The following is a 13,565-nucleotide window of genomic DNA, read 5'->3' on the forward strand; positions in this document are numbered from 1 at the left end:
CGAGCGCCACCCGCCTCAGCTGCCGCGGATCGGCACCGTTGAGCGCCGCCAGGGCCAGGCTGCGCCGCTGCCGGGGCGGCGCCGATCGCGAACGCCGGCCCGACCAGCAGAGCGACCTCCACCAGCCCGACCACCAGGGCCACCTCACCAACCCCGAAACCGGGCCCCGATGTCGGCAGCGGCCTCGGCGGGTGCGCCACGACGTCGAGGCTGGTGGTCTGGAAGCCGTAGCGGGCCAGTCGGGTCGCGTCGTCCCAGGTCACCGGCCGATCGCCGGGGACCAGGAAACCCAGCTCATCGTGCACCGGCTGGGGGTAGCCGATCAGGTCATAGCTGCCGAGCAACTCCAGGTCGGCGCGTCCGACCACCGTGTAGCCGGCCGCTGTGCCGCCCAGGGTCAGTGGGACGTCCCCGCTGGTCGGCAGGCCGGACCGGACGCCGTGCGCGGTGACCAGGACCTCGTGGGGCGAGGCCGGTAGCCGGCCCTCGGTCAGCCGGATCACCCCCGACATCGACGGATCGCGCGGATCGGCGCCGACCATCATCAGTCCGAGCTCGGCGACCCCGAAGGTCGGAGTACTCCAGGTGACGGTGGCGACAGGACGGTTGAGGAATCGCGCGACCGCGGCCTGGCGCGAGGCCAGCGTCTTTCCCCAGCCGGGGAGCGCCGGCGCTTCGGCCGGCGTGGGGTCATCGCCGACCACTTGCCCATAGCTGTTCAGTTCCGGCTCGAACCGATGCCCGGTCCAGTCGATCCGGGCCTGGTTTCCGCCCGTGGCAAGTGCGGTCCACTCCCGCGGCGACAGCTCGAATGACGCGACCAGCACCTGCGAGGCGGCGATCACAGCTACCGGGACGGCGACCATCAGCCAGACGAACCAGCTCCGTCCCCGATCTCGCCGGACGTCCCGACGTGCCATCCGCAGTGCCAACCGCCATCCGGTCCACCAGGAGCGTGCCCGGAGCTGGCGCTGCCCCAGCGGAACGTCGGCCGCCGTCCGGGCTGCTATCGCGGTGCTCACGCCGGCACCCGTGCGTCACGGACGGCCGTCCCGTCCACCACGACGCCGTCGCGCAGATAGACCACCCGGTCGGCCCAGGCGGCATGGCGCGGTTCGTGAGTCACCAACAGGCCGGCGGCTCCGCCGTCGCAACGCGCCCGCAGCACCGTCAGCACCTCCTCGCCGGTGACGGAATCCAGGGCGCCGGTCGGCTCGTCGGCCAGCACCAGCCGGCGCTCACCGACCAGTGCCCGGGCGATCGCCACCCGCTGCTGCTGACCGCCGGAGAGCTGGTCGGGGAACCGGTCCGCCAGTCCGCCCAGGCCAAGATCCTTCAGTACCGCCCGGGCCTCCTGCCGGGCCGCAAGCGCCGGCTGGCCGTCCAACTCCAGGGGCAGCGCGATGTTCTCCGCGGCGGTCAGGGCGGGAATCAGGTTGTAGCTCTGAAAGACCACGCCGACCCGTCGCCGGCGCAGCTGCGCCAGCTGCCCAGGCTTCAGTCCGTTCAGTGTGACGCCGTCGATGGCGACCTCGCCGCTGGTCGGCCGGTCCAGGGCGCCGGCCAGGTTCAGCAGCGTCGACTTGCCGCTGCCGGAGGGGCCCATGACGGCGACCAGCTCGCCGGGCCAGACGTCCATGGACACCCCGCGCAGCGCATGCACCAGGGTGTCGCCGCTGCCGTGGGTGCGCACGACATCGGTGAGCCGCAGGGCCGGAGCGCTCATCGCCGGGCCTCGACGGTGTCATCCTCGGTGGCTTCCACTGTGGCCGGCGTGGCCGCGCCGAAGCGGGCGACGCTGGCCTCGACCTGGTCGAGCCAGCGGATCTCGGCCTCGGCCGCGAACAGCTGGTGTTCGACCACCATCAGCCAGGCCAGGTCGGCGGCCGGATCGATCGACTGCTTCAGTCGAGTGGCCTGCTGTAGCCGGTGCATGGTGGCCGATCGCTGGGCCTGCGCGACCGCGGCGGAGTCCACCCCGGGCGAGGTGATGGCGATGGCCAGCTTGATCACCAGTTCGTCGCGTGGGGTCGCCTGCCGGTCGACCGGCGTCCGCCACCACTGGGTCACCGCGTCGTGTCCCGCAATGGTCAGCGAGTACCGGATGCGTCCCTCGGCATCGCTCTCGCCGGCGGTGACCAGCCCGTCCCGCTCCAGCCGGTCCAGCGTGGTGTACACCTGACCGACGTTCACCGGCCAGGTGCCGCCGGTGCGCTGCTCGAACCCAGCCTTGAGCTCGGCTCCATAGCGCGGACCTTCGGCCAGCAACGCCAGCAGCCCCAGTCGTACAGACATCAGCGACTCCTACATACTCGGTATATCTCCTGGTCGGTGAGCATATACCGAGTATGTATGGCGATGTCGAGGGTCGCCCGCGTGTCGCTCGCCGATTGAGCCTTCGAAGCCGCGGGAGGGGTCTCGACAAGCTCGACCAGCGGTGGGCTGGTCATCCCGGCGGACGCCGGGATCTCCGGTCCGGTCGTCCGGTGGTCAGGTCAGTTGCTTGTGGTGACCAGGACGCCGGCCAGGACCAGGGTGCTGAGCGCAATCTCAATGAGGCCGATGGTCAGCGGTCGAACCGGACCCCGCCGGGCGCGGCGTGCCAACGCCACGGTGCGGATCGTCGTCGCGGCGAAGATCGCCGCCCAGATCAGCCCGGGGAACCAGCCCCACAGCGGAACGCTGAGCGCCGTCCAGCCGAGGTGCCAGGCGGTGGAAGCGCCCTCGATGCGAGGGTTGCCACGCTCGCGGATCAGGCTCTTCACATGCAGCACAGTGCCGAAGAAGTAGCCGAACAGGGTCACGGCGAGCAGCAGAGCGGTTTGTGCCTCAGGCCAGTCCGCGACGAGCGCCGCGGGTGAGCGGTAGGCGAGTATCACGGTGATCAGGCAGGCAGCCGCGGTGGTCAATGCCCCGCCGAGGAGCGCGCGTTCGTTGCGGTGCTGCGCCAGCCAGAGTGCGGGAACCAGTAGCGCGACGACCGGCGGCAGCCAGTGCAGCAGGGTCCAGCCGCCGAGCACCAGAGCGATCAGGCCGACGCCCAGCGCGAGTGCCGTGTAGGCCAGCATCGCCGGCCGATAGCGTCCGCGCCGCACGGGAGCGCTCTTCAACCATTGCGAGGTGGCGTGGAACGCGAAATAGCCGAGCACGCAGCAGGCGGCCAGGAACGGCGCGTAGTGCGAGCCGTCAGAACCAAGCGTGAGGCCCGCCGCGATCGGTACCGCCAGCATCGCCCAAGCGCCGTGCTGGTTGGGTATCCATCCAGCGGATGCTCGACCAGCCACACGAGCAACCCTAGGCGGGCTGCTCGCCCCATGCCGTGGATCCGTCGAATCCGGCCGAGGAAACCCACTCGCCGTTGGTCGGGCTTGTCGAGACTCGGACGACACGGGGCTGGCAAGGGGTTTCGACAGGCTCAACCAACGGTGGGTCGATCCTCCGCGGGTGCGGCCGGCTCGGGGTCGGTCTTCGCGCCGCTCTGCCGCACCTGCCGGACGATGAACCAGGCCAGCCCGGCCAACGCCACCACGGCGGCACCCAACGCCACGGCGGGGGAGTGCTCCCACAGCAGGGAGAAAGCTTCGAAGCCGACGAACCCGACCGTGCCGTAGAGAAATGCCCAGGCGATCGACCCCACGATCGTCGCCGGAATGTAGCGGGTCAGTGGCATCCGGACGGCACCCGCGGCCAGGTTGATCAGCGTCTGCACGCCGACGGTCAGGAACGAGGCGCTCACCGCCGGTGCCCCCCAGCGGTTCAGCCGCTCGACCGCGCGTCGATAGCCGGCCGTCTCCATCCATCGGGCGGCCCTGGTCCGGGAGGCGCCGCGCGCCACCAGGCGTCCGGCCCAGTAGGTGGCGTTCGACCGGGTCAGCACGATGATGAACAGCGCCGTCACGATCAGGGGGAAGGGGGCGTCCCATTGGGTCGGATCCACCGCACCACCTTCCGTCGCCGCGACCTTCAGTCTATGGGCGGGTGACTCGGCGTCCGAGTGCTGGCCGGGGCGGGCGCTCTCATCGCATGGGCGAGCCAGGTCATGCCGCCGCCGAGCAGCAGCAGCCCGGCCAGCGACCAGGGGTCACTCGGATGGATCACCGTGCCGTGCAGCCAGACCAGCGCCGTCCCCGCGGTGAGCAGCAGGTAGGCGCCGACCGCCTCCCGGCCCGGCGTCCGCACCAGCGGGGGGATCAGGGCGTACTCCAGCCGTCCGATCAGCGGGATCAGCGCCACGATGAGCAGCCAGGTCACCAGCACCACCGCAGCCTGGGAGAGCAGCACCCCGGTCAGTCCGGGAGCCAGCCGGGACAGGCCGAACAGCAACCCGCCGGCGATCGTGATGCACGGGATGTGCCACAGGTAGGTGGTCACCGCCAGCGCGTTCGCGACGCCCAGCCCCCGCTCGACCCGGGGCGGCAGGGTCCGGGCCACCCCGGCACGTTCCAGCAACCCCAGCGCGGCGGTCTGTCCGCAGGCCAGCACGATCATCGCTGCGGTCGGCGGTAACACGTTCGCGATCGGGATATCGCCCAGACCGATCGACGAGGCCGGATATCCGAGGCCGAAGATCAGCACCGGGATCGTGACCACCGCGGCCACGACCACAGCCACCGGAAACCACACCGGTCCACTCCGGAACCAGCCACGGTGGTAGGCGATACCCAGCTGATGACACATCGGCCACACGGTCAGCAGATTCCCATAGCGCAGCCCCGGATCGCCGGTCGCGAACGACCAGGCGTCCACGGCGGCCGCGAGCACGGTGAGCGCCAGCATCGGCCAGATGCCGAACCGGTCGTGCAGGGTCACCATCAGCGGCGCGACGCCCACGATCACCAGATAGATCGCCACGAACCACAGCAGCTGGGCGAACTGGATGCTCAGACCGACGCTGACCTCCGCCGAGTACAGCCAGGCGCCCGCGGTGCTCAGCGCCGTGGCGAAACCGACGAACAGCAGCAGGGGCCCGACCAGGCGACGCGCCCGGGCCGCCAGATAGTGCGAGTAGCTGCTGCCCTCGCGGCGCATCCGGTCGATCACCAGCGCGTGCGCGAAGCCGCCGGCGATGAAGAACAGCGGGATGATCATGACGAACCAGCTCGCCGTCCACCACGCCGCATGCGGCTGCGGCGCCCAGGGCACCACCTGCGGGCGGCCGTCCACCACCACGATCTGGTACAGCAGGCAGTGGAAGGTCACCACCACGACCACGGACAAGGCCCGGGAGAGGTCGATCAGGTGATTGCGTGGGGACATCGGCCGTCATGCTACGTGACCGTCCGTCGCGCACAGGGCTAGGTTGGACGCGTGGACGACCCCAACAACGCCAGCGAGGTATACGGCTTCGACCTGGAACGCAGCACCGACGAATCGTGGGCGGAGTTCGCCGGACGCCTCGGCGAGGTGATCTCGCACATGGATCCCGGCGCGTCGCTGCGGATCGGATCGTTGGCCACCGAGCAGGAGGGCACCGCGCCGTTCGTGGTGTTCCGCTGCTCGGCCGGCGGCGTGCTGACCGTCGAGGCGGCCGGCAACGCCGAGCTGAGCGAAGAGTTCCAGCTGAGGGCCGACCAACTGGCGGCCCTGGAGGAACTGGGCTGGGAGCCGCCCAACGTGGACGGTGCGCACCCCACCGCCAACTTCTGGCGGACCGGCAGCCAGGAGGAGGCCGCCGAGCTGGCCCAGGCCGCCGCACAGGTGCTCCGCGAGGTGTACCAGGTGCCGCATCCGGCGTTCCTAGCGCCCGACCAACTCGCCGAGATCCTGACCCCGCCCGGGGCGCGCGAGGCGCCCGCCACCACCTTCGACGACGACGATCTCGCGGCCCGGCTGGTCGCCACCAAAGCCGGCCTGGATCGGCTGATCGGTGCCGAACTCACCGAGCTACTGGGGCATCAGCCGCTGCAGGACGCCGACGGCGACTTCGCGCTGCGGGTCGGCTCGACGATGGTGTTCGTCCGGGCCACCACCGACGCCCAGGAGGTGCTGGTGTTCTCGGCCGTCGTCCACGACGTCGAAGGACGCAGCCGGGCGATGGAGGTGCTCAGCGACCTGAACACCGAGGCCCGCTTCGTCCGGTTCATGCTAATCAAGGACCGGGTGTTCGTGTCGTTGTCGATCTTCGCCCAACCGTTCGTCCCGGCCCACCTGCAGCAGGCGCTGCGGACGGTGTCGGTGGTCGCCGACGAGATCGACGAGCATCTGGCGTCCAAGCTGCGGGGCCGCACCACCTTCGCCTCAGACGCCTGAGAAGCTTCACCACTGCTGATCGAGCTTGTCGAGATCCTTCCGAGGGGTCTCGACAAGCTCGACCAACCAGCGGCGAAAGGTGAACTTCTCGCAAACTCCATTTGCGTTCCGTCAATGGTGGCTAGCGTGGAAGCCATGTCAGCAACCCTCCCCGAACTCACCGAATCCGAGCTCGCCGGCATCGATGCGTGGTGGCGTGCCAACAACTACCTGACCGTCGGGCAGATCTACCTGATGGCCAATCCGCTGCTGCGTGAGCCGCTCGCCCCCGAGCACATCAAGCCGCGACTGCTGGGCCACTGGGGCACCAGTCCCGGGCTGGCGTTCGTCTACGCCCACGTCTCGCGGCTGATCCGGCACACCGGCCAGGACTGCCTCTACATCACCGGGCCCGGCCACGGCGGCCCGGCACTCGTCGGTGCCTCATACCTCGAGGGCACCTACACCGACGCGTTCCCGAGGATCACCCAGGACGCCGAGGGCATGCTGCGGTTCTTCCGCCAGTTCTCCGCGCCCGGCGGCATCCCCAGCCACGTCTCGGTCACCACGCCCGGCTCGATCCACGAGGGCGGCGAACTCGGCTATGCGCTGATCCACGCCTTCGGCTCGGTCTTCGACAACCCCGACCTGCTCACCATCGCCATGGTCGGCGACGGCGAAGCCGAGACCGGCCCGCTCGAGGGCTCCTGGAAGGGCATCTCGTTCGTCAACCCGGCCCACGACGGTGCCGTGCTTCCCGTGCTGCACCTCAACGGCGGCAAGATCGCCGCACCCACCGTGCTGTCCCGCAAACCGCGCGAGGAGGTGCGCGAGCTGTTCGAGGGCCACGGCTACGAGGTGATCGAGGTCGAGGGCCACGACCAGCCCGGCATCCACTACCGGTTCGCCGAGGCGCTCAGCCGCGCCTACGCGTCCATCAAGGAGATCCAGCGCAAGGCATGTGCCGGTGAGGCCGAGCCGGGACGTCCGCGCTGGCCGATGATCGTGCTGCGCACCCCGAAGGGCTGGACCGGCCCGCATATCGTCGACGGCCAGCTGGTGGAGGGCACCTGGCGTGCCCACCAGGTGCCGCTGTCGGGGGTGAAGACCAATCTCGATCACCTGAAGCAACTCGAGGAATGGCTGCGGTCGTACCGTCCCGAGGAGCTGTTCGACGACAGCGGGCATCCGGTCGAGTTGGTGCGCAGCGCCAACCCCGACAAGCCGAAGTCGATGTCCGGGACGCCGTACGCCAACGGCGGCCTGCTGTCGGTGCCGCTCGACCTGCCCGACTTCCGCGACCTGGCAGTCCCGGTCGAGCAGCGCGCCACCGAGAAGCTCGAGTCGACCCGCAAGCTGGGCGAGTTCATGCGCGAGGCGTACCGCCGCAACCCGGACAACTTCCGGCTGTTCTGCCCCGACGAAACCAACTCCAACCGGCTCGGCGCCGTCTTCGAGGCGTCCGACCGGGCCTGGATGGAAGAGGTGAACGAGAACGACGTCAAACTCGGTCCGGACGGCCGGGTGATGGAGGTGCTCAGCGAGCACAACTGCCACGGCTGGCTGGAGGCCTACAACCTGACCGGACGGCACGGCCTGTTCGCCACCTACGAAGCCTTCGCGATGGTGTCGGCCAGCCAGACCATCCAGCACGGCAAGTGGCTGCAGGAGGCGTCCCATCTGCCCTGGCGCGCCGACGTTCCGAGCCTGAACATCCTGGTCAGCTCGACCGCGTGGCGCAACGACCACAACGGCTTCAGCCACCAGGGGCCGGGCCTGATCCAGGTGGTGCTGAACGGCGGCTCGGAGCATTCCCGGATCTACCTGCCACCGGACGCCAACTGCCTGCTGAGCGTCGCCGACCACTGCTTCCGCAGCAAGAACTACGTCAACCTGATCGTCCAGGACAAGCAGCCGCAGCCGCAGTGGCTGACCATGGACGAGGCGGTCGAGCACTGCACCCGCGGCGCCTCGATCTGGGAATGGGCCGGGACGCCCGAGGACGCTGCCGAGCCGGACATCGTGATGGCCTGCGCCGGTGACATCATGACGATGGAGACGGTGGCCGCCGCCGAGCTGATCAAGAAGCACCTGCCGGACATCCGGCTGCGGGTGGTCAACGTCGTCGACCTGATGACGCTGAAGCGGCCCAAGGATCATCCGCACGGCATGAGCGAGCTCTACTTCAACGAGCTGTTCACCGACAACCGCGACGTGATCTTCGCCTTCCACGGCTACCCGGGCGCCATCCATCAGCTGGTGCACGGACGCCCGGACGCCGACCGCTTCCGGGTCCGCGGCTTCATCGAGCAGGGCACCACCACGACGCCGTTCGACATGGTGGTGCGCAACCGGGCCTCGCGCTACCACCTGGTGATGGACGTGCTGAACAACATGAAGGTGACCCGCCGCGGATCCAGTGATCTGATGCGGTTCTGCCAGGCCCAGTTGGCCCGGCACGAGGCCTACATCGTGGAACACCTGGAAGACATGCCGGAAGTGCGGGACTGGGAACTGGGGGAGGCGTCCGAAAGGCAGTAGGGTCATCTCTATGGCGCAGTACGGGCACCTGACCACCCTTGATGCGACGGAGTGTCGGCTGTTGCTGGCCACCCGCAATTTCGGCCGTGTCGGCTGGAACTCGCCGTCCGGTGTGCAGATTCTGCCCGTCAGCTACGGCCTGGTCGACGACCTGATCGTCTTCCGTACCGCGGCCGGCTCGCCGTTGGCTCAGCTGGTCCACCCGGTCGAGGTCTCCTTTCAGGTCGACGACCTGGACGCCGAGACCGAGACCGGGTGGAGCGTGCTGGTGCACGGCACGTCGGGCGCGCCGGTGGCGACGCTGCCCGAGGAGATGCCCGACCCGTGGGCGCCCGGCGACCGGCCGATCGTGATCGGCGTACTGCCCGATCACTACGCGGGACGTTCGATCGCCAAGCTCTGAAGGAGGAGGCGCGATGCCGAAGCCCTACGCCGGTCCGCCCCCCATCCTGGTCGGCTATGACGCGTCCGACGACGCGGTGCGGGCGTTGGAGTACGCGGCCCGAATCGCAGCGGCCACCAAGACGATGCTGCACCTGGTGTACGTGGCCGACGACACGGTGGTGAGCAGTCCCTGGGGCGTGGTGTTCGATGCCGCCGCGGTGCAGGCGACGGCCCGCAAGCTGCTCGCCGAAGCGGCCGCCACCGCCCATTCGCTCGGTGCTGCCAAGAAACGGATCCGGATCAAGGTCGCGATCGGCACGCCGGTCGGGGTGCTCACCCAGTTGAGCCAGAACTGTTCGATGGTCGTGGTCGGACGCCGCGCGCACACCAGCCGGAACCGTCCGTTCTCCGGGTCGACCTCGGTCGGGCTGGCGGGTGCGGTGCGTTGCCCGCTGGTGGTGGTCGCCGACGTCCCCACCCAGGAGGACGCCCCGATCGGGGTGGCGCTCGACGCGGACGGCCCCGGTGCGCTCGCGCTGGAGTGGGCGCTCAGCAATCCGTTGTTCGCCGGGCGTCCGGTGAAGGTGGTCAGCGTCTGTCGCGCGCCGCAGAGCCGGATCTTCTGGCTGAACGTCAGCCAGGACCAGGTGGACGCCGCGATCGAGAGCGCCGAAGCGCACCAGGCGGCCCAGGTCGAGCAGGTGGTCGCACGGCACAGCGAGCTCTCCGAGATCACCACCGAGGTCCGCTACGGCTCGCCGGTCGATGAGCTGGCTTCGTTCAGCGAGACCGTCTCGGTGCTGGTCATCGAGGCCGACGTCCGGTTCCCCACCTATTCGGTGGGCAGCGTGGCGCGGGGCCTGATGACCTTCGCCAACTGCCCGGTGATCCTGGTCAAGTAACCCCTGTAGGGGAATGCCTCTCCCGTCCTGGTGACCAAAAGAACCGTCCCCGCGGTCACTGGGGACGGTTCTCTTGGTCACTGGGGACGGTTCTCTTGGTCACCCGGAGGCGGTCGGCGTATTAGGCTGGGCGCCCGTGTCCGGGGAGCAGCTGAAGTTGGCGGTCGACGCCGCGCTGCCGATCGCTGCCTGGGCCGACGACATCGTCGCCGCCATCCGCGACAACCAGGTGGTGATCGTGGCCGGCGAGACCGGTTCGGGCAAGACCACCCAGCTGCCCAAACTCTGCCTGGCCGCCGGACGCGAACGCGTCGGGCACACCCAGCCGCGCCGGATCGCCGCGCGCAGCCTCGCCGAACGGATCGCCGAAGAGATCGGGACGCCGCTGGGCGAGGTGGTCGGCTACCAAGTCCGGTTCACCGCCAAGACCAGCCGGCAGACCCGGGTCAAGGTGATGACCGACGGCATCCTGCTCGCCGAGATCGGCCACGACCGCGACCTGCGCCGCTACGACACCCTGATCATCGACGAGGCACACGAACGCAGCCTGAACATCGACTTCCTGCTCGGCTACCTGAAACAACTGCTGCCGCGGCGTCCGGACCTCAAGGTGATCGTCACCTCGGCCACCATCGACACCGCCCGGTTCAGCGAACACTTCGGCGATGCGCCGATCATCGAAGTCTCCGGCCGCACCTACCCGGTCGAGGTGCGCTGGCGTCCGGTGATCGAGTCCGGCACCGACCGCGACCTGATCGACGGCATCTGCGACGCCGTCACCGAGCTGATGCTGGACGGCCCGGACGGCGACATCCTGGTGTTCTGCTCGGGTGAGCGCGAGATCCGGGACGCCGCGGACGCCATCGCCGGGCTGGACTGGTCACAACTGACCCGGCGCGAGGTGGAGATCCTGCCGCTGTTCGCCCGGCTGTCCGCACACGAACAACACCGGGTGTTCGCCCGGCACACCACGATGCGGGTGGTGCTGGCCACCAACGTCGCCGAAACCTCACTGACCGTGCCCGGCATCCGCTCGGTGATCGATCCCGGCTTCGCCCGCATCTCCCGCTGGTCGGCGCGGACCAAGGTGCAGCGGCTGCCGATCGAGCCCATCTCGCAGGCCTCCGCCAACCAGCGCGCCGGACGCTGCGGCCGGGTCGCGCCCGGCGTCTGCATCCGGCTCTACGACGAGGAGGACTTCGCGGCACGTCCCGAGTTCACCGAACCCGAGATCCTGCGCACCAACCTCGCCTCGGTCATCCTGCAGATGGCGCAGGCCCGGCTCGGCGACATCGCCCGCTTCCCGTTCGTCGAACCCCCGGACGCCGCCCAGATCGGCGACGGACTGCGGCTGCTCACCGAGCTGGGCGCGATCGAATCCGACCGCGATCGAGGGTTGAGCTTGTCGAAACCCGGTTCGGCTGCCCAGGGGGTCTCGACAAGCTCGACCAACGGTGGCGGGGCCTCGACTGACCGAGGGTTGAGCTTGTCGAAACCCGGCGGGGCGGCTGGTGAGGTCTCGACCAGCGGGAGGCGGCGACGGGGCGGACGCAACGACCGCGTCCGGCTGACCCCGATCGGGCGTCAGCTGGCGCGGCTGCCGGTCGACCCGCGGCTGGGCCGGATGCTGGTCGAGGCGGAACGCCAGGGTTGCCTGCGCGAAGCCCAGGCGGTGGTGGCCGGGCTGACCGTGCCCGACGTTCGGGAACGCCCCGCTGACAAGCAGGAACAGGCCGATCAGCTGCACCGCCGGTTCTTCAGCGAGTCGCCCGAACAGGGCAAGGACGCCCCGCGCGACCCGTCCGATATCGCCGCGCTGCTGCGGTTGTGGCGCTACTTGCGCACCGCCCGCAAGGAGCGCTCCGGCAACGCCTTCCGCCGGATGTGTCGCGCGGAGTATCTGAACTTCCTGCGGGTCCGGGAATGGGAAGACCTCAACGAGCAACTGAAGACCGTCTGCCGCGACCTCGGGATGTCCCGCAACGCCGAACCGGCCGGCGTCGACCGGGTGCACCTCGCGGTGCTGTCCGGCCTGCTGTCCCACGTCGGCCTGCTGGACGAACGCACCACGGCCAAGCCCGGCGACAAAAGGCCCGCCGACAAGCGCCGACGCGGCCCGCGGGAATACCTGGGCGCCCGCGGCAGCCGGTTCGCGATCAGCCCCGGCTCGGCCGCGGCACGGATCAACCCGCCGCTGGTGATGGCCGTCGAACTGGTCGAAACCACCCGGCTCTGGGCCCGCACGGTGGCGCCGATCGAAGAGGCCTGGGTCGAGGAGGTGGGCAGCCATCTGCTCAGCCGGAGCTACTCCGAGCCGCGCTGGTCAGCCCGCTCCGGACAGGTGGTCGCCACCGAACGAGTCACCCTGCTCGGCGTCCCGATCGTCGCCGGACGCACCGTCTCCTACGGCCGGATCGACCCAGAAGAGTCCCGCCGGCTGTTCATCCAGTCCGCGCTGGCCGAGGGCCAATGGCACACCCGGCACCATTTCTGGGCCCGCAACGAAGCCGTCCGATCGGACGCCGAACAGCTCGCCGAGCGCACCCGGCGGCTCGATCTGCTCGCCGACGACGCCACCCTGTACGCCTTCTACGACGCACGGATTCCCGCCGATGTGGTCTCGGTCGCCCACTTCGACCGCTGGTGGCGCGACGCCCGCCGCCGCGACGACCACCTGCTCGACCTGGCTCCCGCGGACCTGCTCACCGACGACCGGGTGGACGCCGAACAGTTCCCCGATCACTGGAGCACCGGCGACCTCGACCTGCCGGTCAGCTACGTCTTCGACCCCGGCTCGGGCCACGACGGCGTCACCGTCGAGATCGAGCTCGCCCAGCTGAACCAGGTGGCTGCGGACGACTTCGGCTGGCAGATCCCCGGCCTGCGGCAGGATCTGGCCACCGAGCTGATCCGGACGCTGCCCAAGCAGTGGCGGGCCCGGCTGGTCCCCGCGCCGGACACCGCGAAACGTGCCCTGGCGTGGCTCGCCGAGCATCCGGTGGCGGGGGAGCCGCTGCCGATCGGGCTGGGTCGAGCGGTGCGGATGCTCACCGGCGCCCAGGTGCCCGACGACGCCTGGCGCATCGATGCCGTCCCCGACCACCTGCGGGTCCGCTTCGTGGTCACTCGCGACGGTGACCAGGTGGCCACCGGCAAGGATCTGCCGGCACTGGCCGAGCAACTCGGCGCGCAGGTCCGCCAGGAGCTCAACGCCGGCGCCGCCGAGCACACCCACGCCGGCGCCACGCAGTGGGACTTCGGCACCATCGCCGACCGGGTCGAGGGTACGGTGGTCGGCTATCCGGCCTTGTCGGATCTTGGTGAAGCGGTGGGCGTGACGGTGTACGCCACGCTCGACGAGGCCGTCCGATCACACCTGCGCGGCCTGCGCCGGCTGGTGGTGCTGACCAGTCCCGACCCGACCAACTGGGTCGTCTCGCGGCTCAGCAACCCGGTCAAATTCGCCCTCGCCGCGTCGCCGTACCCGTCCGTGCCGGCACTGCTCGCCGA

The 13,565-nt window shown here is 69.8% G+C and carries 11 protein-coding genes; 5 read left to right on the forward strand and 6 right to left on the reverse strand.

Features of this window, described 5'->3' with window-relative positions; translation table 11 throughout:
- From QM624_RS09635 to QM624_RS09660, 6 genes are all read right to left on the reverse strand, one after another.
- On the reverse strand, positions 1–1,022 hold a 1,022-nt coding region (locus tag QM624_RS09635; RefSeq protein ID WP_415091197.1), incomplete at its 3' end, for a hypothetical protein.
- Entirely contained in the window at positions 1,019–1,726 is a 708-nt protein-coding gene (locus tag QM624_RS09640) for an ABC transporter ATP-binding protein (protein ID WP_415091199.1), read from the reverse strand. The genes QM624_RS09640 and QM624_RS09635, both read right to left, overlap by 4 nt.
- The gene (locus QM624_RS09645; protein WP_415091201.1) at positions 1,723–2,295 is read right to left on the reverse strand and encodes a PadR family transcriptional regulator; all 573 of its coding nucleotides are present in this window, start codon (positions 2,293–2,295) and stop codon (positions 1,723–1,725) included. Before QM624_RS09645 ends, QM624_RS09640 begins: the two co-directional genes overlap by 4 nt.
- A gap of 200 nt (positions 2,296–2,495) precedes the next feature.
- The gene (locus QM624_RS09650; RefSeq protein ID WP_415091216.1) at positions 2,496–3,389 is read right to left on the reverse strand and encodes a YwiC-like family protein; all 894 of its coding nucleotides are present in this window, start codon (positions 3,387–3,389) and stop codon (positions 2,496–2,498) included.
- Between the two features lie 26 nt (positions 3,390–3,415).
- Positions 3,416–3,937 (reverse strand): DedA family protein, encoded by a 522-nt coding sequence (locus QM624_RS09655; RefSeq protein ID WP_415091203.1) that lies wholly within the window; start codon positions 3,935–3,937, stop codon positions 3,416–3,418.
- Between the two features lie 26 nt (positions 3,938–3,963).
- Positions 3,964–5,256 carry an acyltransferase family protein gene (locus QM624_RS09660; protein WP_415091205.1) on the reverse strand — a complete coding sequence of 431 codons (1,293 nt, stop codon included), beginning with the start codon at positions 5,254–5,256 and terminating at the stop codon, positions 3,964–3,966.
- A gap of 51 nt (positions 5,257–5,307) precedes the next feature.
- Here QM624_RS09660 and QM624_RS09665 point away from each other — a divergent pair, with 51 nt between their 5' ends.
- The 5 genes from QM624_RS09665 to QM624_RS09685 form a co-directional block, all read left to right on the forward strand.
- Positions 5,308–6,249 carry a T3SS (YopN, CesT) and YbjN peptide-binding chaperone 1 gene (locus tag QM624_RS09665; protein WP_415091207.1) on the forward strand — a complete coding sequence of 314 codons (942 nt, stop codon included), beginning with the start codon at positions 5,308–5,310 and terminating at the stop codon, positions 6,247–6,249.
- A 135-nt stretch (positions 6,250–6,384) separates the two neighbouring features.
- Positions 6,385–8,769 (forward strand): phosphoketolase, encoded by a 2,385-nt coding sequence (locus QM624_RS09670; protein WP_415091209.1) that lies wholly within the window; start codon positions 6,385–6,387, stop codon positions 8,767–8,769.
- A gap of 10 nt (positions 8,770–8,779) precedes the next feature.
- Positions 8,780–9,172, forward strand: coding sequence for a pyridoxamine 5'-phosphate oxidase family protein (locus QM624_RS09675; protein ID WP_415091211.1), 393 nt, complete (start codon positions 8,780–8,782; stop codon positions 9,170–9,172).
- Positions 9,173–9,185: 13 nt separating this feature from the next.
- Positions 9,186–10,055 carry a universal stress protein gene (locus QM624_RS09680; protein WP_415091213.1) on the forward strand — a complete coding sequence of 290 codons (870 nt, stop codon included), beginning with the start codon at positions 9,186–9,188 and terminating at the stop codon, positions 10,053–10,055.
- 136 nt (positions 10,056–10,191) lie between these two features.
- The coding region (locus QM624_RS09685) for a DUF3418 domain-containing protein (RefSeq protein WP_415091215.1) at positions 10,192–13,565 on the forward strand (3,374 nt) is incomplete at its 3' end.

It is taken from the genome of Micropruina sp. (assembly GCF_047606365.1).
Taxonomy (GTDB): Bacteria; Actinomycetota; Actinomycetes; order Propionibacteriales; family Propionibacteriaceae; genus Micropruina.

Coding starts and splice junctions, on each gene's coding strand:
- QM624_RS09660 (WP_415091205.1), bottom strand. CDS start 5,256: ATGTCCCCACGCAATCACCTGATCGACCTCTCCCGGGCCTTGTCCGTG.
- QM624_RS09675 (WP_415091211.1), top strand. CDS start 8,780: ATGGCGCAGTACGGGCACCTGACCACCCTTGATGCGACGGAGTGTCGG.
- QM624_RS09640 (WP_415091199.1), bottom strand. CDS start 1,726: ATGAGCGCTCCGGCCCTGCGGCTCACCGATGTCGTGCGCACCCACGGC.
- QM624_RS09645 (WP_415091201.1), bottom strand. CDS start 2,295: ATGTCTGTACGACTGGGGCTGCTGGCGTTGCTGGCCGAAGGTCCGCGC.
- QM624_RS09670 (WP_415091209.1), top strand. CDS start 6,385: ATGTCAGCAACCCTCCCCGAACTCACCGAATCCGAGCTCGCCGGCATC.
- QM624_RS09680 (WP_415091213.1), top strand. CDS start 9,186: ATGCCGAAGCCCTACGCCGGTCCGCCCCCCATCCTGGTCGGCTATGAC.